General features: G+C 60.6%; 23 protein-coding genes. 6 read left to right on the plus strand and 17 right to left on the minus strand.

The window, feature by feature from the left end; translation table 11 throughout:
• Positions 1-147 precede the first annotated feature (147 nt).
• From mutM to coaD, 5 genes are all read right to left on the minus strand, one after another.
• On the minus strand, positions 148-1,074 hold the full coding sequence (gene mutM, locus CVS30_RS12475) for a bifunctional DNA-formamidopyrimidine glycosylase/DNA-(apurinic or apyrimidinic site) lyase (RefSeq protein WP_110485661.1): 927 nt from the start codon (positions 1,072-1,074) through the stop codon (positions 148-150).
• Positions 1,074-1,850 carry a ribonuclease III gene (gene rnc, locus CVS30_RS12480; RefSeq protein WP_110485662.1) on the minus strand — a complete coding sequence of 259 codons (777 nt, stop codon included), beginning with the start codon at positions 1,848-1,850 and terminating at the stop codon, positions 1,074-1,076. Before rnc ends, mutM begins: the two co-directional genes overlap by 1 nt.
• A gap of 58 nt (positions 1,851-1,908) precedes the next feature.
• Positions 1,909-2,112, minus strand: coding sequence for a 50S ribosomal protein L32 (gene rpmF, locus CVS30_RS12485; RefSeq protein ID WP_110485663.1), 204 nt, complete (start codon positions 2,110-2,112; stop codon positions 1,909-1,911).
• 59 nt (positions 2,113-2,171) lie between these two features.
• Entirely contained in the window at positions 2,172-2,651 is a 480-nt protein-coding gene (locus CVS30_RS12490; protein WP_245934590.1) for a YceD family protein, read from the minus strand.
• Positions 2,652-3,072: 421 nt separating this feature from the next.
• Positions 3,073-3,588, minus strand: coding sequence for a pantetheine-phosphate adenylyltransferase (gene coaD / locus CVS30_RS12495; RefSeq protein WP_110485692.1), 516 nt, complete (start codon positions 3,586-3,588; stop codon positions 3,073-3,075).
• 104 nt (positions 3,589-3,692) lie between these two features.
• Between coaD and CVS30_RS12500 the strand changes: the two genes are divergently transcribed.
• From CVS30_RS12500 to CVS30_RS17815, 3 genes are all read left to right on the plus strand, one after another.
• Positions 3,693-4,889: an aminotransferase class I/II-fold pyridoxal phosphate-dependent enzyme gene (locus CVS30_RS12500; protein ID WP_245934586.1), complete on the plus strand. Its 1,197-nt coding sequence runs from the start codon at positions 3,693-3,695 to the stop codon at positions 4,887-4,889.
• Positions 4,889-5,656: a spermidine synthase gene (locus tag CVS30_RS12505; protein ID WP_181419791.1), complete on the plus strand. Its 768-nt coding sequence runs from the start codon at positions 4,889-4,891 to the stop codon at positions 5,654-5,656. The genes CVS30_RS12500 and CVS30_RS12505 overlap by 1 nt, the downstream gene beginning before the upstream one ends.
• Positions 5,657-5,829: 173 nt before the next feature.
• Positions 5,830-6,024 (plus strand): hypothetical protein, encoded by a 195-nt coding sequence (locus tag CVS30_RS17815; protein WP_146233394.1) that lies wholly within the window; start codon positions 5,830-5,832, stop codon positions 6,022-6,024.
• Between the two features lie 33 nt (positions 6,025-6,057).
• Here the strand turns inward: CVS30_RS17815 and CVS30_RS12510 are convergent, their stop codons facing one another.
• Complete coding sequence (locus CVS30_RS12510; RefSeq protein WP_146233395.1) at positions 6,058-6,969, minus strand: hypothetical protein; 912 nt, start codon at positions 6,967-6,969, stop codon at positions 6,058-6,060.
• 147 nt (positions 6,970-7,116) lie between these two features.
• Complete coding sequence (locus CVS30_RS12515) at positions 7,117-8,130, minus strand: Gfo/Idh/MocA family protein (protein WP_110485666.1); 1,014 nt, start codon at positions 8,128-8,130, stop codon at positions 7,117-7,119.
• A gap of 177 nt (positions 8,131-8,307) precedes the next feature.
• Here CVS30_RS12515 and CVS30_RS12520 point away from each other — a divergent pair, with 177 nt between their 5' ends.
• A complete protein-coding gene (locus CVS30_RS12520) occupies positions 8,308-9,120 on the plus strand; it encodes a hypothetical protein (protein ID WP_110485667.1) in 813 nt (270 codons plus the stop codon).
• On the opposite strand, the gene rsmD is transcribed toward CVS30_RS12520, so the two are convergent.
• From rsmD to CVS30_RS12565, 9 genes are all read right to left on the minus strand, one after another.
• On the minus strand, positions 9,117-9,695 hold the full coding sequence (rsmD, locus tag CVS30_RS12525; protein ID WP_110485668.1) for a 16S rRNA (guanine(966)-N(2))-methyltransferase RsmD: 579 nt from the start codon (positions 9,693-9,695) through the stop codon (positions 9,117-9,119). The two genes, CVS30_RS12520 and rsmD, sit on opposite strands and share 4 nt — an antisense overlap.
• An 18-nt stretch (positions 9,696-9,713) precedes the next feature.
• Positions 9,714-12,047 carry an ATP-dependent DNA helicase RecG gene (locus CVS30_RS12530; RefSeq protein WP_110485669.1) on the minus strand — a complete coding sequence of 778 codons (2,334 nt, stop codon included), beginning with the start codon at positions 12,045-12,047 and terminating at the stop codon, positions 9,714-9,716.
• On the minus strand, positions 12,034-12,990 hold the full coding sequence (locus CVS30_RS12535; protein ID WP_110485695.1) for a DAK2 domain-containing protein: 957 nt from the start codon (positions 12,988-12,990) through the stop codon (positions 12,034-12,036). The genes CVS30_RS12530 and CVS30_RS12535 overlap by 14 nt, the downstream gene beginning before the upstream one ends.
• Before the next feature lie 22 nt (positions 12,991-13,012).
• On the minus strand, positions 13,013-14,029 hold the full coding sequence (gene thiL / locus CVS30_RS12540) for a thiamine-phosphate kinase (protein WP_110485670.1): 1,017 nt from the start codon (positions 14,027-14,029) through the stop codon (positions 13,013-13,015).
• Positions 14,030-14,152: 123 nt separating this feature from the next.
• Positions 14,153-14,827: a GAP family protein gene (locus CVS30_RS12545; protein ID WP_110485671.1), complete on the minus strand. Its 675-nt coding sequence runs from the start codon at positions 14,825-14,827 to the stop codon at positions 14,153-14,155.
• Complete coding sequence (locus CVS30_RS12550) at positions 14,827-15,246, minus strand: hypothetical protein (protein WP_110485672.1); 420 nt, start codon at positions 15,244-15,246, stop codon at positions 14,827-14,829. Before CVS30_RS12550 ends, CVS30_RS12545 begins: the two co-directional genes overlap by 1 nt.
• A gap of 52 nt (positions 15,247-15,298) precedes the next feature.
• Entirely contained in the window at positions 15,299-15,625 is a 327-nt protein-coding gene (locus CVS30_RS12555; protein ID WP_110485673.1) for an SHOCT domain-containing protein, read from the minus strand.
• Positions 15,626-15,638: 13 nt separating this feature from the next.
• Complete coding sequence (locus CVS30_RS12560; protein ID WP_110485674.1) at positions 15,639-16,067, minus strand: DUF6325 family protein; 429 nt, start codon at positions 16,065-16,067, stop codon at positions 15,639-15,641.
• A 13-nt stretch (positions 16,068-16,080) separates the two neighbouring features.
• Positions 16,081-17,040 carry a DUF1214 domain-containing protein gene (locus CVS30_RS12565; protein WP_110485675.1) on the minus strand — a complete coding sequence of 320 codons (960 nt, stop codon included), beginning with the start codon at positions 17,038-17,040 and terminating at the stop codon, positions 16,081-16,083.
• Positions 17,041-17,249: 209 nt separating this feature from the next.
• Here CVS30_RS12565 and CVS30_RS12570 point away from each other — a divergent pair, with 209 nt between their 5' ends.
• Positions 17,250-18,590 (plus strand): DUF1254 domain-containing protein, encoded by a 1,341-nt coding sequence (locus tag CVS30_RS12570; RefSeq protein WP_110485676.1) that lies wholly within the window; start codon positions 17,250-17,252, stop codon positions 18,588-18,590.
• A gap of 6 nt (positions 18,591-18,596) precedes the next feature.
• Positions 18,597-19,685: an ATP-binding protein gene (locus CVS30_RS12575; RefSeq protein WP_110485677.1), complete on the plus strand. Its 1,089-nt coding sequence runs from the start codon at positions 18,597-18,599 to the stop codon at positions 19,683-19,685.
• A 57-nt stretch (positions 19,686-19,742) separates the two neighbouring features.
• Here the strand turns inward: CVS30_RS12575 and CVS30_RS12580 are convergent, their stop codons facing one another.
• Positions 19,743-22,349: a LuxR C-terminal-related transcriptional regulator gene (locus CVS30_RS12580; RefSeq protein ID WP_110485678.1), complete on the minus strand. Its 2,607-nt coding sequence runs from the start codon at positions 22,347-22,349 to the stop codon at positions 19,743-19,745.
• Between the last annotated feature and the right edge of the window lie 57 nt (positions 22,350-22,406).

The following is a 22,406-nucleotide window of genomic DNA, read 5'->3' on the forward strand; positions in this document are numbered from 1 at the left end:
CCGCTTGAGTGCCGTACTCCACCCAGCGATCGAGCCAAGCCTGGATGCATCAGTGCATTCAAGAGCACCCCTAGCGCCAGCGGACCAACAAGGCACAGCAGAAAACTGATGCTGTGCCTTCGTCGAGGTCCCGCGCTCATTGGCATTTCACCGTAACCGTTGGCACAGCGGGCAGAAATGTGAACCGCGGTTCATGAATGTCTCACGCTTGATGATCGTGCCACATCGCGGGCATGGTTCGCCGTCCCGGCCATAAGCATTCAGCGAACGGGAAAAGTATCCAGAGGCTCCGTTGACGTTGACATAGAGAGAGTCGAAGCTCGTCCCGCCAGCGTCCAAGGCGCGAGACATGACCTCACGAGCAGCCTCAATGATCCGCTCGGTATCTGGCCGTCGCATGGTCTCCGTGCGGCGCGCGTAATGCATCTTGGCGGCCCAGAGCGCCTCATCGGCGTAGATATTTCCAATACCAGAGACAAATCCCTGATCCAGCAAGGCACGTTTGAGCCCAGTCTTCCGAGCCCGCAGTTTTTGATGCAGGGCCTCCAAGTCAAAGAACGAATCCAAGGGGTCACGGCCAATGTGGGCGGCTTCTTCCGGGATGAGAGCCAGGCCCTGATCGCCAGTCATGCCGCAACCGCCGGGCTTACCGTCGGCTGTGGGAACCAGAGAGGTGATAAACATGCCGCCAAAGATGCGCTGATCAACAAAGCGCAATTCCTCGGGAGCATCGGCCCGAGGCGAAAAGGACAGCCGTACCTTGAGATGTTTTTCATGCGGCTGATCCGGAGACTCCACGAGCAACTGTCCACTCATGCCAAGGTGTGCCACGAGCGCAGTGTGTGGCTCTGCTCCTGAGGTCAGGGAATCACTCAACGGCATCCAGAGGAATTTTCCGCGACGGACAACGTCCAGCACGGTGGCACCCATAAGGTTTCCACGGAAATCTTCCACGCCTAAGGCATGACGGCGGATCGATCGCGGATCGGGCACGGAGACATCCGTGATGCTTCGCCCGGCGATCCAGCGTTCCAGACCGCGGCGAACTACCTCTACCTCAGGCAGCTCCGGCATTACACTCCGGAGGGAGCAGCAGCGTCGGAGGCGGCGGCGTCCTCAGAGACTGGAACCTCCGGACCGAACTTCTTCTGCAGCTCAACCCAACCAGCGGCGGCTGCAGTGCGCTCGGCTTCCTTCTTGGAGGGGCCGGTTCCGGTGCCATAGTGCACCCCGCCAATGATCAAGCGCGCGGTGAAGGAACGGTTATGGTCGGGACCAACACCGGTGATGTCGTAATTAATGGTGCCGAGGCGCTTGGCGGAGGAGATTTCCTGGATGTTAGTTTTCCAGTCGGTGCCTGCGCCGAGAACAGCAGAGTCGGCCAGCAAGGGCCCAACCAGACGCATGACCAGCTGACGGGCGACTTCGATGCCGTGCGTCAGGAAGGTTGCGCCGATGAGGGCCTCCATGGTGTCAGCCAGGATGGAGTCTTTGTTGCGACCCTTGGTCAGACGCTCACCTTGGCCGAGGTAAATAAATTCACCAACACCGAGGGAGCGGCCAATCGAAGCAAGGGCACGTGTGGAAACCACGGAGGAGCGGCGCTTGGCCAGGTCTCCTTCGGGAAGCAGTGGGTTATCGCGGTATAGCGCGTCGGTGACGGAAAAACCCAGAATGGAATCGCCCAGGAATTCAAGGCGCTCATTCGTGGGGATGCCACCATTTTCATAGGCGTAGGACCTATGTGTGAGGGCAAGACGAAGCGTCCCGGCATCAATAGTGACACCGAGACGCTTCAAAAGCAGTCTCTGCCCGTCCGTTAGTTCCGGTGATGGAATTTCTTCGGACATGACTCTCCTGCTAAATATTAAACAATTCGAACGAACCTAATGGCCCGGACGGAAGTCTTTAGACTTCAGCAACCTTACGGCCCTTGTATTCCAAGAACAGTGCGGTACCAGCTGAGTCGGTGACGACCTTGGCCTGGTGCGGCAGGCTGTAAACAACCTCGCCGTTTTCAACGGTCTTTACCAGAGCAGGCGCGGTGGCCTTCCACTGGGAACGGCGTGCGCGCGTATTGGCACGGGACATCTTCCGCTTGGGAACAGCCACGGCAAACTCTTTTCTCTCGATAACTTATAGGCGTATGCCCATAAGTAAAAACTTATTTGCTAGTTTTCTTCGCCGGTTAAGCCCTGTAGGGCAGCCCACCGAGGATCTAGGATCTCGTGATGGTGCCCCGGCTCATCCGCAAGGTGTATTCCGCATTCGGAACACAGACCCTCGCAGTCTTCCCGGCACACCGGCTGGAACGGCAGGGCGGTTACCACTGCGTCCCGCAACACCGGTTCAAGATCGATAGAATCGTGCTCGACCCAACGTTGCTGATCTTCTTCTTGTTCAAGGAATTCCGCGGACGGCTCCTCGTAGAAGAAAAGTTCTTGCACATCGACTTCAAGGTCATCCTCGAAAGTCTCCAAGCAACGGGAGCATTCGCCAGTTACTTCGACAAATACATTACCCGATACCAGAATTCCTTCATGGACAGCCTCAAAACGGAGTTCCAGATCCAAAACGGATCCAGGCGTCGCGCCAATGAGCGGGGTGCCAAATGCTTCCGGCACAGGTATATGTTCTACGAACTTCCACATGCTGCCCGGGCTGCGCCCAAGCTCCCTCACACTGACGTTGAGGGGCGTGCCATGGTTGGACTTATTGCCCAACGTGGTTTCGCTAATGAGAACTCCTGTAAAGAACATATGACCGACGCACTATCTTAGCCCGAAAGATCACGGGCATCAAAACGAGCGGTACCAGACCAAATTGGCCTTATTCAGTCTACGACAATTGTTGCTCCCACGGCGAACCCATTTGCCCATGCCGCGCGTGATGTAACTCTCAGCCGCTTTTTCGGGGACGTTCGACGCCGAATCTCGCCTCCCACAGCCCCGTCGCCGCGCGCTGTGGCCGGGAATGTTCGGACGTGCGTTGAGTTGGGTGTGAACTTGGCGCAGAACAGTGTTGTGCGCCAAGTTCACCGCGAACTCAACGCAGAACAGAACATTGGAACAGCTATCGCCTCGGCGACACCACGGGAACGGGGCGCGTGTCGGGCCCAACGTCGCCCTGCAGGCGGCGCAGCACGGCGCGGGGAACAAAGTCGGCCACATCCCCACCCAGGGTGTGGACTTCCTTGATCAAGGTGGAGGAAAGGTGCAGGTATCGGCTGTCACCAGGCAAGAACACCGTCTCAACGCCCGAGAGCTGGCGATTCATGGTGGCCATAGGAAGTTCATAGTCAAAGTCAGAAGAGGATCGCAGGCCCTTGACGATCGCGGAGACGCCGCGGGCATGGCAGTACTCCGAGAGCAGTCCCTCCCCCATCGGCTCAACCACGATGCCCGACAACGCCGAGAAGGTATTTTTCGCCATTTCCAGCCGCTCATTGAGTGAGAAGCGGTATTTCTTGGCGTAGTTGGTTGAAACAGCCACGATGACCTCGTCAAATAGACCCGCGGCTCGGGCAATCACCTCAATGTGGCCCTTATGGATGGGGTCAAAGGATCCAGGGCATACAGCGCGTCGCATATAGAGAATGTATCGCGCCACACGTTGTCGTGACCAATGTTCCAACGCATGACGCCGCGGCCGGTAACGTAATGAGAACAAAAGCAGGCAATCAAGGAGTACAAATGAGCACGCCCTGGCAGCGGACAGCACACGGAGCAAATCTGATGGGCCCGGACGGCTCCCTTGGCGTGACGATCTTCGAGGAGATCACCACCTTGGCCATGAAGCATCAGGCCATCAACCTAGGCCAGGGCTTCCCCGATGAAGACGGCCCCGCCGCACTGAGTCGCCTCGCCCAAGAAGCCATCGCCAGCGGCCAGAACCAGTACGCCCCCGGCAAGGGCATCCTGGATCTGCGCACCGCCGTGGCCGAACATCAGGATCGCTTCTATGGCATCAGCCTCGATCCCGAGCATGAGGTCATCATCACCACGGGTGCCACCGAGGCTCTCGCCGCCGCCATTTTGGCACTGACCGGCCCGGGCGACGAGGTCCTCACCTTCGAGCCGTTCTACGATGCCTACGGCGCCCTCATCGGCCTCAGCGGCGCCACCCACACCACCGCCCCGCTGCTCGCACCCGATTTCCTGCCCGATCTGAGCACCCTCGAAGCCAGCTTCGGCTCGCGCACCAAGATGGTCATCGTGAACAATCCACACAACCCCACGGGCACCATGTTCCCCGAGGCCGTGCTCACCGAGATTGTTCGCCTCGCCACCAAGTACGACGCCGTCATCGTCACCGATGAGGTCTACGAGCACCTCACGTTTGGTCCCCGACACATACCCGTCGCCACGTTGCCCGGCGCCGCCAACCGCACACTGACCATCTCTTCCGCCGGAAAGACCTTCTCCTTCACGGGTTGGAAGATCGGCTGGCTCTCAGGCCCCGCCGAGCTGGTTGCCGCGGCCCGCACGGTCAAGCAGTTCCTCAGCTATTCCTCCGGTACCCCGTTCCAGGGCGCCATCGCGGCAGGCCTGCGCATGGATGCGGGCTACTTCACCGATGCCGCCGCAACGCTGGCCCACAAGCGAGACATCCTCGGGGCAGGGCTGCGCGCCGCTGGCTTTGATGTGTATCTGCCGCAGGGCACCTACTTCATCAATGCCGACACCTCCGCAATGGGCATCACGGACGCCACGGCCCTAGCCCGCCGCCTTCCCGAACTCATCGGCGTCGCCGCGATCCCCGTCCCGGTGTTCTGCCACCCCGAGGGCGCCGAGCGCACCCGCTCCTTGCTGCGCTTTGCCTTCTGCAAGCAGATTCCGCTGCTGGAACGGGCCGCGGAACGCCTCGCAACCTTGCAGGAGAAGCTCTAATGTCCAGCCGTTTCCTGCGCACCAGCGGTGTCCACGCAACCGTGGAGCCCGACCCCTGGCATCCCCACGCTTTTGTCCTGAGCATCGACAATGCCGAGCAGTCGCATGTCAATGTGGCCGAGCCTCAGGAAGTCTTTTATGAGTACCTGCGCCGCATCGCCAACGCTGTTGATTTGGTCAAGCCCACGGGCGAGCCGATCACGGCGTTGCACTTGGGCGCCGGCGCCCTGACACTGGCTCGCTACATTCAGGCTGTGCGTCCCGGCTCGGTCCAGCACGCCGTGGAACTGGAGCGCGAGTTGCTGGACTTTGTCTTGGACCAGCTGCCCATGCCAACAGGCACGGATCTCACGATCCACATCGGCGATGCTCGCGAGGCCCTGACCGAGCTGCCCGAGGGCATGCTCTTCGATGTCATCATCCTGGACATCTTCAGTGGCCCGGAGGCTCCCGAGCATTTGGCCTGCGCCGACTTCTACTCAGAGGCCGGCGCACTTCTGACCCCGGACGGCATCCTTGCCGTCAACGTGGGTGACGAGCCTGGATTTACGCTCGTCACCAGCCAGACCAAGGCGCTGCAGGAAGCCATGAGCCATGTCGCCGCATATGGCACAAGCATGCTATTTACTCGTCGCTACCCCGGAAACATTATTCTGCTGGGCAAGAACAGTTCTTGGCCCGAGGGTTGGGCGCAGCAGCTCGTCGCGGCAGGCCCACACCCGGCGACGGTTCTGACCGGAGTGGAGCTCGACGAACTCACTGAATAGCTCCGACTCACCTGGGTCTGGAATCGTATTGCACCCCAGCCTTTGCGCCGCTCCCCTCCCCACTCCAGATAGTGCGGGGAGGGGGAAATAGTGAAGCTCGGCGCGCTTCGGCGTAGAATGTAAGACGGTTCCGACTAGCACCCGGACGATTCGCCGTATAACCATGGAGATCAATGTCCCGCTCAACAAGTCGCCGCTCATCGGGCCGCCGCAGTTCGACCCGACAGCCGTTCCGCCGCATGAACTACCAGGTGGACCACTCACACCGCAATAAGCGCCGCGCCTTCGCCTTCATTTCCGCCGGTGTCATCGTCGTCGCCATTATTGCCATCGCGGTCTCCGTAGCACCCCTCGTCGACTTCTACTAAACCTCTGGAGCCGGGAACAACAGCACTTCAGGGTTAGCCGACGGCCCAGGCGCACTCCAGTTGGGTGACACCGTCCGCTCCCGCCATTCCTGCCAGTTTGACTCCCACGGGGTTCCATCCCTCACGTTGCAACAGTGGAGCGTCTTTTAGCTCGAACACTGCCCCGCCGTCGGGCGAGGTCGTTGCGGTCACGGGTGAATTCTTGGAAGGCGCCGCCCACAGATCCCCCACACCCGGGGTGGTTTCGTTGTACTTGGCATCCGGACAAAGGCCTCCCCACGCGGGCGCGGGTAGAGTCTGAACTGGCCACAACTCTGTACCTTCCGAGGCGATTGTAACGGTTCGAGTCCTCATCCTCGTGCCGGGTTCTGAGCATGGAATTGCATCATCAAGCCCGGGCACTCGCTCATACTCGGTGAGATTGATAGCTCCCTGAGCAACGACTGGGGTCAGCACGGCTGTTCCGCACCGGCTCGTCCGGGCGAGCGGGTACTTCACTTGTCTGGCTTCCACACCATCGGCGACCCAGACGTACCATAGGCCTTCAGAGCCCATGCTTTGCGCCCAGTTGAGGCGCGTCACGGCGTCCTCGTCGCCATCCCCATCTACATCGCCGTAAATCACTTCATCGAGTTCATGGGTAATGGGAAATTCGCCGGCCTCGATGGTTGCCTTGCCATCCGCCAAGGTCACTTCCAGAGGATCCTCTAGTCCGCCCAATGAATACAGCCAGGTGGTGTTGGCTAGGTCCAGACTCCGAATATCCACTGTCGTTGGCGGCGCGGAGGTGGCCGGGACATCCGAAGCGCCGATACTGGCCCCGGTGGAAGCTACCCCACCTTTGCTCCCGGGTGGATCAACAGCTCCGCCGCTACACGCTGTGAGCGTTGACAACGCCATAGCGCCACATACGAGGGAGAGCGTTGCAGTCCAGGTGCGCATCATGGAAACCCTTGGCTCGGCAAACGTGCAGTTCACTTAAACTATGACGGCCCGAGTTGCCCTGTCAACGATGGGTTTCCGCTCCCCTGACTCCTACAAAAGAATGGCGGCAACGCCCAAACAATGAGTCGCTGGCCCTACATTCACACGCTAGAAATGTAGGAGCGCGGCAACACGGTCTGCCGAAAATTCCACCGTGCCACCGGCCGCAATTGAAGCGTACGCAGCCTCAGCCAACGCAACAGCCATGACGCCGTCGTACGGGCTGACGGGCGACGGGGCCCCGCCGGCCCGGGCCTGTGCGAACTCCGCAATTTGCAAGGTGTAGGGGCTGTCGGCTGGCGACTGCACCGGCAGCAGGCCACCGGCTTTCCCTCCCGCGAGGTCTTCATCGGCAGGACTATCGGCGCCGTTGAGCGGCGGAAAATGCCACGTTCCGGCGTCGCCTTCCATAGCAATAGAGGTGTGGAATAGCATGCTGTCCGGACCCCACTGCCCCCGCAGGAAACTTACGGCACCGCTTTCATGCGTCAAGAAGACCTTGGCCGTGACAGGCCTCGGGACCACTCCATCCACGGTCGGCGGGTCTTGCACGGCCTCCACGCTGACAATCTCCCCGGCAAGCCAGCGGGCCTGATCGAGATCGTGAATCATTTGATCCCGGATAATGCCGCCGGCCGACTCCTCACTGAAGAACCAGGACCCCGATGCCGGCGCGGCACTAGCACGGCTGAGCCGCACCACCTGGGGCGCACCGAGCAATCCTTGCTCAAGGTGGTCCTTCGCTGCGGCGTACTCGGGGAAGAAGCGGACAACGTGGGCCGGAAAGAGCCGCACCCCCGCGGCCTCGGCGGCGTTGGCGATCTCGGCGGCCCGGACAGCGGTTTCGGCCAGCGGCTTCTCGCACATCACGTCCTTACCCGCGGCGATGGCCGCCATGGCGTACTCGTGATGCGTTGTGGTCGGCGTCAGAATACTCACCACGTCCGATGCCGCCAAGAGTTCCTCCAGCGACCCCGCCTCGGCAACCCCGTAGTCTCGCACCAGATGCTCCGCTCCGGATCGCGAATAGACCGTGATCATTGCCCCAAGCTGCTGCCATCCTGCAATATGCACGCCGGCAATACCACCGGCGCCGATGAGGCCGACTCTTAGTTCAGTCACAAGCAGTCCTTCGCGTCCACGGGAAAAGTACTCGACCAGCCTACGTGGCGAAGGCGAGTGGAGCGCCAGTGTTAAGTGCCTGCCGGGCAGTACCGTAAGAGATTGCCACGTTTCAAGACAGCTGTTAGATTAATGCGAAATCGAGCAGCATCCCCCATTACGACGCAAGGATCCATTGTGAACTCCCGCGCCCTCTTGTCGCTAAGCGCAGCCACCCTACTCCTCTTGACCGCCTGCAGCGGCTCCCCCAAGGACAACGCCTCCGAATCTGCAGCTGCCCCCAACGAACTCGCCGTGACGGCGCCGGCGGCCAGTGATTCCCCCGTCGCCAGCGAATCCGCACAGAGCCCGGCGGCCTGGACCGCGCCGGCATCCTGCACCGCCATGGAGCTCACATTTGCTGCCACGCTCGACGGCGCACCCCTGGGTGAGTGCGTCTCGAAGGCCCTGGCGAGTTATGAAAGCGGCCAGATGCACATGATCAACGGTGACACCTCCGGAACCGTAGAGTTCAGCTACACCCCCGATTATTCTTTCCATGGAGAGATGAGCGGCGTCGGCGGACCCCAAGAGATGACATTCCTCGACGGCACCATGTGGATCGATTCCGGCGATGGCCCGGTCAAGGGAGATGCCGAATCCGAAAATCCCGACGAGGTCCTGGTGGCCGGCATCGCCGAAATGTACCGCATGTTCGCCGACCCGGTCATGACGGCGGACCTCATTGCCGCCAGCCCCCAGTGGAAGGTCGATACCGCATTGGCTCAGCGTGATCTGGAGAACGGCGAAAGCGTTCAGGCGTATCGACTCGAAAGCACCGAGGCCTTCGAGTGGAATGGCGTACCTGTCTCCAACATGATCCTCTGGTTCGGGCAGGACTGGACGCCCGTGGGAACGCAGGCCAGTATTTCCTTCGGGGGCATCTCCAGCACTGCGACTCAGCAGTTCTACGATCTGGGCAAGCCGGTGGAGATCAAGGCTCCAAGTTAGTCGGTGACAGGCTCGGCGAACCAGAGTCGGGTTTCGCCGTACTTCTTATCCGAGAGCAACGCCATCGACTCTGGCCAACGCGGCTGTGGTGCTCGAGCCGAACGCTCAACCACCACCACAGCAAAAGAGCTCAGGTGGGGTGCGAGGAGTTCCAACACGAGGGCAAGTTCTTCCTCGGTGAGCGGGTAGGGCGGATCCATGAAGACCAGGTCCCACGGCTCCGTGGCAGACTCGGCTGCGCGCGCCAGGAAGGCCTCTACCTTGGAACGCTGCACCCGGACCACCTTGGAGCCCACCACTTTGTTGACCAGATCGGCGTTGCTCTGGCACACCGCGGCGGCCTTGTCGTTGAACTCAATGAGCTCCACCGAGGTGGCGCCACGGCTCGCGCTCTCAACACCCAGGGATCCCGAGCCCGCATAAAGATCTAGCACGCGTGTGCCATTGAGCATATTCATCGACTCGAGTCGGGAGAACAACGCCTCCTTGACCCGGTCCGTCGTGGGACGAGTTCCATCACCTGGCACCGACGTTAACGGGCTGCCACCTGCCGCACCAGCAACGATCCGGCTCATGCGACACGCCTGGTTTTACTAGCCACGTTCAAGGAAAGCCTCATTCTTCTCGGTCACGTACATATCAATTTCCAGCTTGAGAGCCGGATGATATTTTAGCCCGGGATCGGCGTCCACAATATCGGTGGCGTCCTGACGGGCCCGTTGAATCAAATCCTCATCTCGCAAAACGCTCAACATCCGCAGCCCGCTGGCACCACCTGATTGCCGCGCGCCGAGAATATCTCCCTCGCGCCGCAGTTCCAGGTCCTGCCTGGCCAGGAGAAAACCATCGCTCGTGGCGGCCACGGCATCCAGGCGCTTGCGGCTTGGATGTCCCTTCTCCAGATTCGTGACCAGCAGGCAGGTGCCGTCGTGCCCGCCACGTCCCACACGGCCGCGCAGCTGATGCAGTTGGGAAATGCCGAAGCGGTCGGCATCCAAAATCACCATGAGCGTGGCGTTGTGCACGTCCACTCCCACCTCAATGACCGTGGTCGAGACCAGCACATCGATCTCACCGCGCGCAAAGGCGGCCATGGTGCCCTGTTTCTCGGCCGAATCCATGCGCCCGTGCAACATCTCGATGCGAGTTCCGTCCAGGGCAGGGACCCGACGCAAATACTGCAGGACATCCAGTACACCCGCCATGGGGCGAGACTCGCCGCCGCTTGAGCTTGCCGAGCCTGGGCCTCGGTTCTCATAAGGATCGATCAGCTCATCCAGATCGATCAACGCGTCGCTGGAAGAGTTTTTCGATCCCCCACCTTCGTCACCAATCTTGGGGCACACCACATACACCTGGTGTCCGGCATCGACCTCTTCCCGGGTTCGGGCCCAGACGCGCGGTTCCCAGCCGGGGTGCTCCGCCAAGGGAGAAATATGCGTCACAATGGGTGCGCGCCCGGCGGGCAGCTGTGTCAGCTCGGAGACCTCGAGGTCGCCAAAGACCGTCATGGCCACCGTGCGAGGAATGGGCGTGGCGGTCATGACCAAGAGGTGCGGAGGCTTGAGGGCCTTGGCACGAAGGGAGTCACGCTGCTCCACACCAAAACGGTGCTGTTCGTCCACAACAATCAATCCCAGATCGGCAAATTGCACATGATCAGAGAGCAGCGCATGTGTGCCAATAACAATGCCGGCCTCTCCCGACGCTGCCGCGAGGAGGGCCTTCTTCTTCGCCGCGACAGGCATGGAACCCGTCAGCAGAGTCACCTGCGTAGCGTGCGGTCCTCCGATCAGCGTCCCGGCACCCAGGTCCCCGAGCAAGGCCGTGATGGAGTGGAGGTGCTGGGCGGCGAGCACCTCGGTGGGTGCCAGGAAGGCGGCCTGGCCGCCGGCATCGATGACCTGCAGCATGGCGCGCAAGGCCACCACGGTCTTCCCGGAGCCCACCTCACCCTGCAACAAGCGATGCATGGGGTGCCCGGCGGCCACCTCGGAGGAAATCAGCTCACCAATTTCCTGCTGGCCCTCCGTCAGGGTGTAGGGCAATTGGGCGTCGAAGGCATCGAGCAGGGCGCCCTGCACCGGGGCTCGGCCCGTAGCATCTAGATGCGTGGCCTCGAAACGCTTCTGCGCCAGCGAGGTCTGGAGAGCCAGTGCTTCCTGGAAGCGGAAACGTTTGCGGGCCCGCGGCCAGGCCTCCATGGAATCGGGCTGGTGGATTTGCTCGTACGCCTCAGCCAATGGCATGAGCCGTTCCCGCTTGGCGATGGCGGCCGGGATCGGGTCGGGAACTTTTGCTAGGTCCAAAACGGGCAGCAGCGCGTCGATGACGTGTTGCGTTCTCCAGCTCGGGAACTTGGCCGTGGCCGGGTACACCGGGACGGGCTTGGAGACGTGAACTTCAACCTCGAGTTCGGCCAACTCATCATCCGGGAGCAGCTGATAGTCGGGATTGGTCAGCACCTTGTGTCCGTTGTAGCTGCCTACCTTCCCGGAGAACATGGCGAGCACACCGGGCTTGAGTTCGGTCTTGGCTTTGAATCCGTTGAAGAAGCTGATGACCAGATCGGAGGGGCGGCCGGAGTTGTCGGTGATGACAACGTCGCTGATGGTGCCCTTGCGCGTCTGCATGTAGCGCGTGTTGAGCGCGACAACGCGGGCCAGGATCGTGACGTCCTCGCCTATTTCTAGGAGGTTGAGATCGGTGAGATCACCCCGGGCAATGTAGCGGCGCGGGAATTGGTGGAGCATCTCCCCCGCCGTCTGGATCTCCAGACCCTTAAAGACGGAGCGCCCGGCCTTGTCACCGATGAGTCGAGAAAGGTCTAGACCCAGATCCGCATAAGCCTGAACAGGGCCAGAGGTGACAGCGGCGTCGTCAGCGCCGGCACCTTCGGGAGTAACAGAGTCGTCAGAGGAGCTCATGAGCGTCCTCGTCAGCATGGGCTGATAACGCCGAAATGCTCACATTGCTTGGATCACCCACAGCCTGAATGGCATCCAATGCCACGGCCGCCGTCGGGACGTGAACATGAATGCGCCACGGGTAGGCGCCGGTTTCGTCGGCTTCCTCGGAGACGGCGCTCATGATGACGGAGTCACCCATGGCATCCAATTCCATGCGCAGTCCGGCCGCGGCCAGCGGTGTCAGGGTGATGCTGCACATGACCTCAACGCCTTCCTGCTCGGGCATGGACAGGGCGATGTTAGGGTCTTGGACCTTGTATCCGGAGAGCCCATCCATTAGGTCTTCCTGCAACGGCTCGCCGACAATGGCGGAACGCAGGCAGTCCAAAATCAGCAGCAGGCCAACGGCCCCGGCGTCCACAACGTGTGCCTCGCTGAGCACCTCGAGCTGCGACTCCGTGAGAATCACGGCGGCGCGGGCCGCACAGACGGCCTGGTCAATGGTCTCGGCAAGGGCCTGGTTGGATTCGTCTCCGCTTTGGGCGCCCTCCACCGAGCCAGCCCCAACGGCCGCTGCCTCCAATACGGAGAGCATGGTGCCGGGCATGGGCTCACTCAGGGCGCTCCAGGCCCGGAGCTGCGCACGCTGCAGGGCTGCGCTCAAGAGTGGTCCGCTGAGTCGCCGTGCACCGGCGAGCGGTTCGGCCATCGCGACGAGCGACACCGACAGCAGCGTTCCCGAGTTACCGCGAGCCTGTTCCATGGCGGCCCGGCCGGCCACGGCCATGGTCACACCCACATCCGCGGGCTCCAGATCGGCCACGGCCTGAGCCGCCGCACGAATGGTTTGGTACAGATTTGTCCCCGTGTCAGCATCGGCGACCGGGTAGATGTTGATAGCGTTCAGCCGGTCGCTGTGGTTGGCCAGCGTCTGCTCAGCCATGGCGAGCCACCGGCGAATAACGGGCGCAGTTGCGGCGATCTTAGACTGCAAAATGATCCCATCCCAGAGCGCCGTCCCCGGCGCTTTTGAAGTACTGTCCATCGAGGGTCACAGCCGGTCCGGCCGCGTCCATCGATACTACTGAGCCTATCCTAAGGAACCCTTCCGGGAGTGTTGCCGCAGCCGGGAATGTGGATAACAGCCCATGATCCTCTCCCCCGGTCAGCACCCAGGACAGTGGATCTTGTGAAAGTTCGACGGCGCATCCCTCCAGCCCGCGGGCCAACTCACGCACGACCGTACCCTCTAAATCGAGACTCACCTTGCTGGCCGTGGCGATCCTGCTGGCGTCGCGCAAGAGGCCGTCGGAAATGTCCATCATGGCGGTGGCTCCGGCGCGGGCCGCGGCAGGTCCGGCGGTCAGGGGCGGCTCGGGCCGGGCGAAGAGTGCGGCGGCGGCAGCCTGCTCCGGGGTGTGAGCGGACGGGAGAATTGAACTCTCGTACAGCGCCCAGCCTGCGGCGGAGCGACCCATGTTGCCGCAGACCGCAATCTGATCGCCCACCTGAGCGCCACTGCGCAGCACAGGGGCCAGGCCTTCCAAGGATCCGGTCACGGCCACCGTAATGACCAATTCATTTCCTCCGGAGAGATCGCCTCCCGCAATGGAACACTGCGGCGCCCCGAGCGCCACTGTTGCCGCACTCAAGCCCTCGGCTAATTGCTCAACCCAGGTGACCGGCGTCGTACGTGGGAGGGTGAGGCTGATGACCATAGCGGTGGCAACGGCACCCATAGCGTTGATGTCACTGAGGTTTTGCGCGGCGGCTTTCCATCCGACGTCGTACCCATTGGAGGTGCTGCCGTTGGGCCAGAGGAGACGGAAATCTTTGTCTTGAACCTGGGTGTCGATCGAGATCACGGTGCGGCCGTCGGGCGTGGCGATGATGGCGGCGTCGTCCCCGGGGCCCAGCAGCATGGAGCTGCCGGCGTGCAGGCGCGGGAAGATCCGGGCCAGGAGCTCGGATTCGGAGAGTTGGGCCACGGTGAGGGTCATGCTTTAACCGTAGCGGCAGGGTGGGACATTGCCCGCACCGAGACACGACTGTGCCGGGAAGCTCCCCGCGATGGCGAACTTCCCGACAACAGCCCGAAGGCTCTCAGGCGTTGACGGTGCACCTTAGAAGCTGGCGATGCCCTTGCCGAGCAGCTGCATGCCGAGAATCAACAGCAGCACCATCATGATGGTTGCGTTGTTGGCCGTGAGCCAGCTCCGAACCTTTTCTAGGATTGATGCCGCTTTCCCCGGCGCCACGAGGAAAATGGCCACGGGTGCCAAGATGCTCAGTGAGGAGATCACGGTAAAGAGCACCACAAGCAGCACCATGGTTCCTCCTTGCAACCCGCCATGGCCAATCGAGACGCCGGCTGCGGCCGCCATGAGCAGGTTTTTCGGATTGACGGCGGCCAAGAGGAAAGCCAACCCCAGGGCTGCCGCTGGCTTCATGGTGTCAATGGCGGCCATCCATTTGGGCAGCTCGGCCACTTCGCCCGGCTTAGGACGAGAGCGCCACTGCTTCACCGCCAGCGCTAGCAGCACCAATCCGAAGAGAAGCTGAACGGCACCGAGAACGGGCTGCGAACCAGCGTCTTCCTCCGAGCCGGATACGGCACCGGCCAGCAGAACAAAAATGCTCACGGCAATGGCGATACCTGCCACCCATCCGGCGAGAAAGCCCAGTCCCATCGGTTTGGGGCGCGCCGACATCAGCATCAAGATGATGGCAATGATGGGCACGGGACTAATGGCTATCGTTGCCGCGAACGGCAGAATGTCGCCCAGGGCGCCGTTCATCAGGAACAGTCCAACCCGGTTTTTACAGCGGTCTGGGCGTTCTCGACCTTGCTCAGGCTCCCCGAGAGGGCATCCTTGGCCTGAGGAACCGTCAAACCGTCATCGAGGTCGGACACAGCCTTGTCTAGATCCTTCCATGCGGTTTCCAGTTCCTTGGCCTGATCCGAGCCAACGTTGTCCAGCTCCTTGTTCAAGGTGCTGTAGGCGGTTGACACCTTGTCCCGGGCTACCTTGATTTCGGCCAGGGTAGAGGACTCATCTAGGGAGGTCTTCACCTCGTTTACGGCTGTGACGAAGGCCGTCTGGGCCGAACAGGCGGATGCTGTGTTCTCTTCGGGTGAGGAGCTGCATGCGGCAACGGAGAGCGCCAAGGTGGCCGTCAGGGACAGTGCAGAGATGATACGAAGTGAGGTACGCATTACTGGTTTCCTTAAGATTATGTGTTTTGGTTGAGGTGCAAAATGCGGGATCTTAGTTGCCTAGGAGCTGTCGCTTGGCCAGCTCAAATTCAGGGTCACTGAGCAGGCCCTGCGCACGCATGTCACCGAGCTGCTGCAGCTTAGCGACGATGTCTACTGGAGCCGCCGGTGCAGCCACAGTGAGCTGTTGCGGCGGCGCCGCGGGCGGGTACTGCTCAGGTGCCGGCGGGATAGCCACAGGCTGCGCCGCTTCTGCCGCGCGTCCTGCCTGGTGCCGAACCACCGCGCCGTTGACAGCGCTGGCCGTTCCGGCAACCACCGCGGTGCGGGCTGCAAGGCCAATGAGGCCCGGGCGACCATTTCTTCTCACAAAGGGCATGGCCCCTCCTTATCTAAGATTGGGTAATACTGAATTCGTTGATGATCTGGTTGACCACATTGGCCGGAATACGCTCTGAACGCGTGACCGTCCCTTTGGCTGCGGCCAGGTTCTGAGCTAATTCGCTAGCCCACGAAAGTTCCAGGGCAACCAGAGCAACCCCGGCTCCCGGCGCAAGTTCCGAGGCAGCCGTAGCGATGTCTTCGTCTCCAAGAAGGCCAGGGGCTTCAAGCTCGACGCCGGCACTGGCTGCTTCCACCGCGTCAAGTTCGGAGATCGTGACACCGCCGTCGGATGAGCGGCTGGCCACCACAAGGTCCAGCAGCCGCACAGTTCCAACGTCGACCAAGGAACTGATGGTTTTCAGCACAGCCGGATCGGGAGAATCTCCGGGGAACTCAACGACAAAGATTTCCACGGGGCCATAGCGGTAATTTTCCACGGTAATCTCCCTCTCAGAGTTGGCTTGGGGTGGATTCTGGAGCCAGCGCTGGGAAGCTCCAGCCGCCGTCGAGCACTTCACTGCGAGGGCGGTACAACCGCACCAAATAGTTCCAGCCGTCCATGACGGGCAGCGCGTTGAGGTCCTCCGCTGCGCCACCAAAGTTCACGGTGAAGCTGCCATCGGCATTCGGGCTACCGGTGATGTTGTTGACGCTGTACGCACCCTGCGGATTCTCCTCGAAGTAACCCTCGGCGTTGTAGAGGGAAATTGACCAGAATCCATCAACGGGCACGTCACCGATGGTGAGTGCATATTTTCCGTCTGGCAGACCCGGAGAAACATTGATATAGGAAGCCTCTGCCTCCGGCAAACCGCCCCAACCCGCTGCGGAGCCGATCAAGTGACGAATGGGATCCACGTCCTCTTTCTTGCCAAAGCAATGTTCCAGGCCGGAGATTCCCTGGGCTAAAGCCAGGAGCGAGGACCGGGTGGCGTTGAGCGAAACCTCATCGTAGGCTTCCAGCTCGAAGGGCCGGGAGCTCTGCGATAAGAGGTGCAGCTGGTCCTGCAAGGCATTCACCACAGCTACGTCCTCAGGATTCTCCGGGTCAACCAGGATGCGTGCCGCAGCCATAACAAAGTCCGTGCCAAACTCGGCTGCAGTGAGCGTGTATCGCCCCGGGCTGTGATAGACGCGGTTGATGAAGTGGTCCTGATTGACAATCATGACGGAGACGTAGCGCTCACCCACGTCAGGGACAGTCAGAACAGCATCTTCGGAGATGTCGATCACTGCGGCACTGTAAAGGGTGTCCCTATTCATCCGGATGATCGGCTGATCATGAACCGGTGTTGGCACCTTCCCATGGCTCCACAAGCCCACCCCTCCTGCCTGGTGGATGATGGCCGCAAACATGCGATCGGATTCCGCCCGGACAAAATTATCGGTGTTTACATGTATTGGCGTCATCGGGTGGACACCCTTTCTGATGGTCCTGAATGTGATGACTTAAGCGTTGACGGAATTGGCTCAGGTGGCATCATCCACGGTTGATGATTTCAGGCTCCTATGACCTCCAAGATCGGCAAAAACATAGCGGGGCAAACTGGCTCTGTGGAATTCTCAAGAAGACCCCGCGGGTGGCGCTTGCCCCCGCTAGAGAAAGAAGAACACAGCCCATGCCTCCACTCGACTCCTCAGCCGTGCAACCTGCCTATATCTTCGGAATCCCGCTGGTCTTCAATCTGGACCAGGTGCTCCGCTACGTTCAGGACGGGGTGGGCGCCAATCCTCAGGCCCCTTTCAATACCTTCAGCCACGCCCGTAATCTCGCCGGCCCGGCCGACACCTTCGTCTCCATCAACAACGACACCCTCTATTCCATGGCGCAGCTTGACCTCAGCGTAGGGCCGCTGCTCTTGAGTGTCCCTGACACCGCTGGCCGGTACTACGTTCTGCAATTTGTGGACGCCTGGACCAATAATTTTGCCTATGTGGGCCATCGGGCAACAGGAACAGGGGCCGCCACGTTTCTCATAGTTCCTCACGGCTGGTCTGGCCAGACGCCTCCCGGGACCACGGTCATCACGGCACCCACCAGGATTGTCTCCATTGTGGGCCGTTGGGCATGTGCCGGGCCGGATGATCTTTCCGCCGTTCATCAGATCCAGGACGCGACCTTGCTGGAGCAACTGGAGAGCGAAGCCATTCCTCGCGGTATCCCTGTGCCGGATGCAGCTGTTCCGGAGGAGCTACTCTTCTTGGAGAAGCTGCGCCTGTGGTCTCAGGAGTTCCCTCCCGCGGACCGCGATGCCACGGCACTTGCAGGCTTCGCACCACTGGGAATTACCCAGAGCGGCAGTAGCCCCTATGTCGGGCTCGACGGCGCACTTGTCGCCGAAGTGGCCAGCGCACTAGCTGGCGCGCAGAACACCCTGGCTGAGTTCCTGCGCACGGGGCAGGCGCTGACCGCCACAGGCTGGGGTCTGGCTAACCACGCTTTTGACTACAATGTTGACTTTTTTGAAGTCGGTACGTTGAATGAGCCGCTATACACCTCAATGAACCCTCTGCAGCGCCCTGCGCTACGCGCAGCGGCCGCCCTAGCCGGACTGTGGGGCAACCACGCCTATGAAGCCGCCTACGCCACCATCTATGTTGACGCTGACGGGGAGCAACTCGTGGGCAGCAATAACTACGTGCTGCATTTTGATCCGGCGCCCCCTGTAGGGGCCTTTTGGTCTCTGACCATGTACTCGGTCCCGGAGTTCTTCCTCGTGGATAATTCTGCCCGACGCTACTCCATTGGCGATCGAACCTCGGGCCTAATCTCCAATGCTGACGGCTCCATTGACATCTACCTGGGCGCCGAAGAACCGATCGATCCGGCGCGGCGAGCCAACTGGCTGCCTGCACCTGAGGGAGATTTCCGCCCCTTGCTGCGCATGTACGAACCCGATGTCTCCATCATCAACGGCAGCTACCCCCTGCCTGCCGTCCACCGTTTTGAAGAAAAGTAGGCAACCATGACCACCATCACTATCGGCGTAGCCGTCGACAACCACGGTGAATCAGTCCAACTAAGGGCTGAGCGCTTCAATCGTCACACCTTCTGGTGTGGCCAAAGCGGTTCCGGCAAGACGTATGCCCTTGGCGTGGTGTTGGAGCAGCTTTTGCTGACTACCGAACTTCCTCTTCTGATTCTGGATCCCAATGCAGATTTCACCCGCCTGAATGTTGCCCGGCCCGGGGCCAGCCCAGAGGAGGCTGAACGAATTGCGGCGACTCCTATGCGCATCTTGAATTCCACCAAGGCTCATGGCGAACAACTTCGCGCCCGTTTCATTGATCTCTCCGTGGCGTCCAAGGCTGCCGTACTCCGCCTGGACCCCATTGCCGACGCCGAAGAATACAATGTGCTCCTGCACGCCCAAGCCGATGTGAAGACCTTCGACGGCGACGCTTACATCCGCGGTCTGCGAGACTCCGGCGATCCAGGGCAGGCGAAGCTGGCCTTGCGGATTGAAAACCTTGGCGCCTTGGAATGGGATCTGTGGTCCCGTGGCGGCGATTCTGTCAACGACATCATCGATACCCGGCCACGCGCCACCGTTATGGATTTGGGCGGGTTCGGCGATCCCTCTGAGCCCAAGGTGGCAGCGCTGGCCGTACTTGAACACCTGTGGACAACTCGCCACCAGCGCAAGCCGGTACTTATTGTCATCGACGAGGCCCACAACATCTGCTCGCCTAACCCCGTTACCCCCGTGGAACATGCCCTCACCCAACAGTTAATTCAAATTGCGGCAGAAGGCCGAAAATTTGGGCTGTGGCTCTTCTTGTCCACACAGCGGCCCACCAAGATCCACCCCAATGTGCTCTCCCAATGTGACAACTTGGGTCTCATGCGCATCAATGCCCCGAGGGACTTGGCGGAGTTGGGCGAAGTCTTTGGTTTTGTTCCGCAGGAGATGTTGGCCAAAGTCAAAGATTTCACGCTGGGGCAGGCGCTCCTTGCTGGGGGATTTACGGGTTCGCCGATCTTCTCCCAGATGCGCGAACGGGTGACCTTGGAAGGCGGATCTGATGTAGCAGTCCCGCTGCCGGTTGGCTGAACTGGCTTGGTGCTGCATCTTGGCCAGGAACGTCCTGGCCAAGATGCAGCAACTTTTTTAGACGCGGTGGCGAATAGCTTCTCTACGCGTGCTGACGCCTAGTTTGCGGTAAATGGATCGCTGGTGGGTCCGGACCGTGTTGACCGAGACAAAAAGGGCCGCCGCTATCTCATCTGCTGTTTTGGTTGTGCACAAGAAACCAAAGACCTCTAGCTCTCGTGTGGACAGTTGCGAGCCGAGAATCTCCTGCCGCGATACCCCGAGGTTGCCGTGGGAGATTCGAGCCGCAAGGAATTCCTCATGGGCCGTTCCCCAGGCAGCGTGCTCGGTCATGAACCGCACCAGGGCGTCATCTGCTTCCATAAACGGGCGGACGATCGATTCCTTTGCCGCAATATCCAGTGCCTGTTCAAGCTTGCGATGCGCCTCGTCCCGCTCGCCACGCTCCAGACTAATCAGGGCGGAGGTGACAAGCGCACCGGTTGCTACGTAAGACACCATTCCGGGCGCGGCAATACCACCTAAGAGCGCCATCGCTTCCGAGGTCCGCCCTGCTTTACGATGAATTTCCGCAGCGGTTATCAGAACCACCGGAATATTTTCAACTGCGCGGAAGCCCCCCATGAGATCTGACGCCCCAACAGCGTCTCCTGTTGCGGCCCGCAGGCTGGCTGTGGCCAAGGTGCGGTAAATGTGCCACGGAACACCATGCTGTTCTGACTGGCTGATGCCTTCAATCAGGGTCTCCGCTATGCGAATCTCCCGAGCGTCACCGATTCCAACCGTGCACAACACTAGGTATAGTCTTGCCAACGCCGTGTAGGAGGCCTGATGCCCGCCTCCGTCCACCATGTCCGAGAAGGCCTGTTTCGCCTCAGGAAGCCTGCCTTGCCAATAGTCGGTAAAGCCTCGGGCAAAACACTCGATGCCGCCGTCGTATCGGTTCCATTCACCGATCTCAGTGCCGGATCCATGCGCCTCATCCATAACGGCTCTGGCCGCTGAGAAGTACCCGCCATAGCTCAGGGCGAACATGAGATTTACTCTCACTCTTCGGGCCAAGTTTTGAAGGCCAGCGTCTTCGGCCTGTCGCAGCGCTGACCTGAGTAAGCGCACAGCAGCTGCCGGATTCCGGCGCAGGCGCAATTCGGTCCAACCCAGGAAGAACTGCTGGGCGGCGTTGCTGACGGCATCGCGGCTGCTAGTCTCCATGGTGGCCCGTGCTTCATCGACGGCTGCTGCGAGCGCCTGAGCCTCATTGGCTAAGAAAAGTTCGGCAAAAACCATCGTGGAGCGTAAGCCCGGATCCACGGAATCCATGGTGGATACCAAGCCGCGTGCCTGGGCATAGAGCATGAGGGATCCTGCGACGTCCCCCAGCATGTCAAGGCAGCACGCCCGAATCAGCAGTACCTCGGCATTGACTTCCTCCCTCTCGGCCACCTGCAGAGCTAGTCCGTGGAGCAGACCGGCCCCCGAGTCGATCATGACGCGGAGCCATGAGTTGCGCAGTATCTCCAACGCCTGGTCGTGGTCATCAGCCAACAATGCATGCGTGATGGCCTCTGATGGATAATGCCCAGCCAGCCCGGAGGCCGCCACTGAATGGAGCCGGCGCCAGCGTTGGGCATCGTTGCGGCTCATGAGCAATTGGCATTGCTGAGCAAATTGAGTTTGCCATTGGTACACGGTGCGTCGGTGTTCGTCGGGGAATCTGTCGAGGAAGATTCCGTGGCTGGCGCATTCCTCTAGGAGTGCTTCACCATTTGCTGCCCCTGTCACGAGCGTCACGAGCCGTGAGTCCAGACGCACACAAGTTGTGGCGGCCAAAATGAAGTCCGCTAGCTCTGGGCGCAGCCGCCCCAGAATGGATGTCGCCACGAACTCTGTCAATACGGCGCCAGCAATAGGTGCTGCCCCTCCGCGATCCGGGTGGGCGCTGAGGAGCGCCAGTTGAACTGCTATAGGCCAGCCGCCGGTGTCCTGCAAGATCTGGGCGGCGCCACCTTCAGACAGCGGCAGGTGAGCTTCTTCGTAGTCCTTGGCAATTTCATGGCTTGTCATGGCCAGATCTGCAGGTCCCAGATAGCCGGCTGTGCCCTCAGCTAACAAGCGGTTGAAGTGCTGGTTTAGTTCCGGTGTCCCGGCCAGCACAAAACGCAGGCGGCCGTGGCAGTGATGACTTAGTGTGCGGACAAAACCTTCGGCCAGAGCCGATCCTGCTAGTTGCGCATCATCGATGACAACAACAATTGGTTCCTGCAGCTCCACCAGAAAGGTAGCAAGTTGCTCTAATGTTTGCTGCGTACCGGTGGAATTCAGGTGGACTCTAGCCAAACTTGCGGCTTCGTTCTCACTGAGCTGGGGTGTCAGCCGATGTAAGGCGCTCAGCAAACCCGAAAGGAGCGACGCCTCTGATTCGCAGACCTCCCAGATGAGGGTCAACCACGCAACACGGCTTTGACTTTCCCTAGACCAGGCCGACAGTGTGGCCGTCTTGGCGTAGCCAGAGGGGGCCGCAAGCAGCGTAATGGGATATCTACATACAACGTCGTCGAGCAAGGCATTGAGTCTGATGCGAACCTTGTTCGCGTTTCCCGGTTGTGGCGGTGACACCAAAAACCATGGAAGTTGTTCCTTAAATGTCAGTTCTTGTTCCCCCATGTGCTGAATCCTATAAGGGAATACGGTCTTTTGGGCCGGTTTTTAGCTTCCAGAACT

Origin of the sequence: Arthrobacter psychrolactophilus, from assembly GCF_003219795.1 — a bacterium.
Lineage (GTDB): Bacteria > Actinomycetota > Actinomycetes > Actinomycetales > Micrococcaceae > Specibacter > Specibacter psychrolactophilus.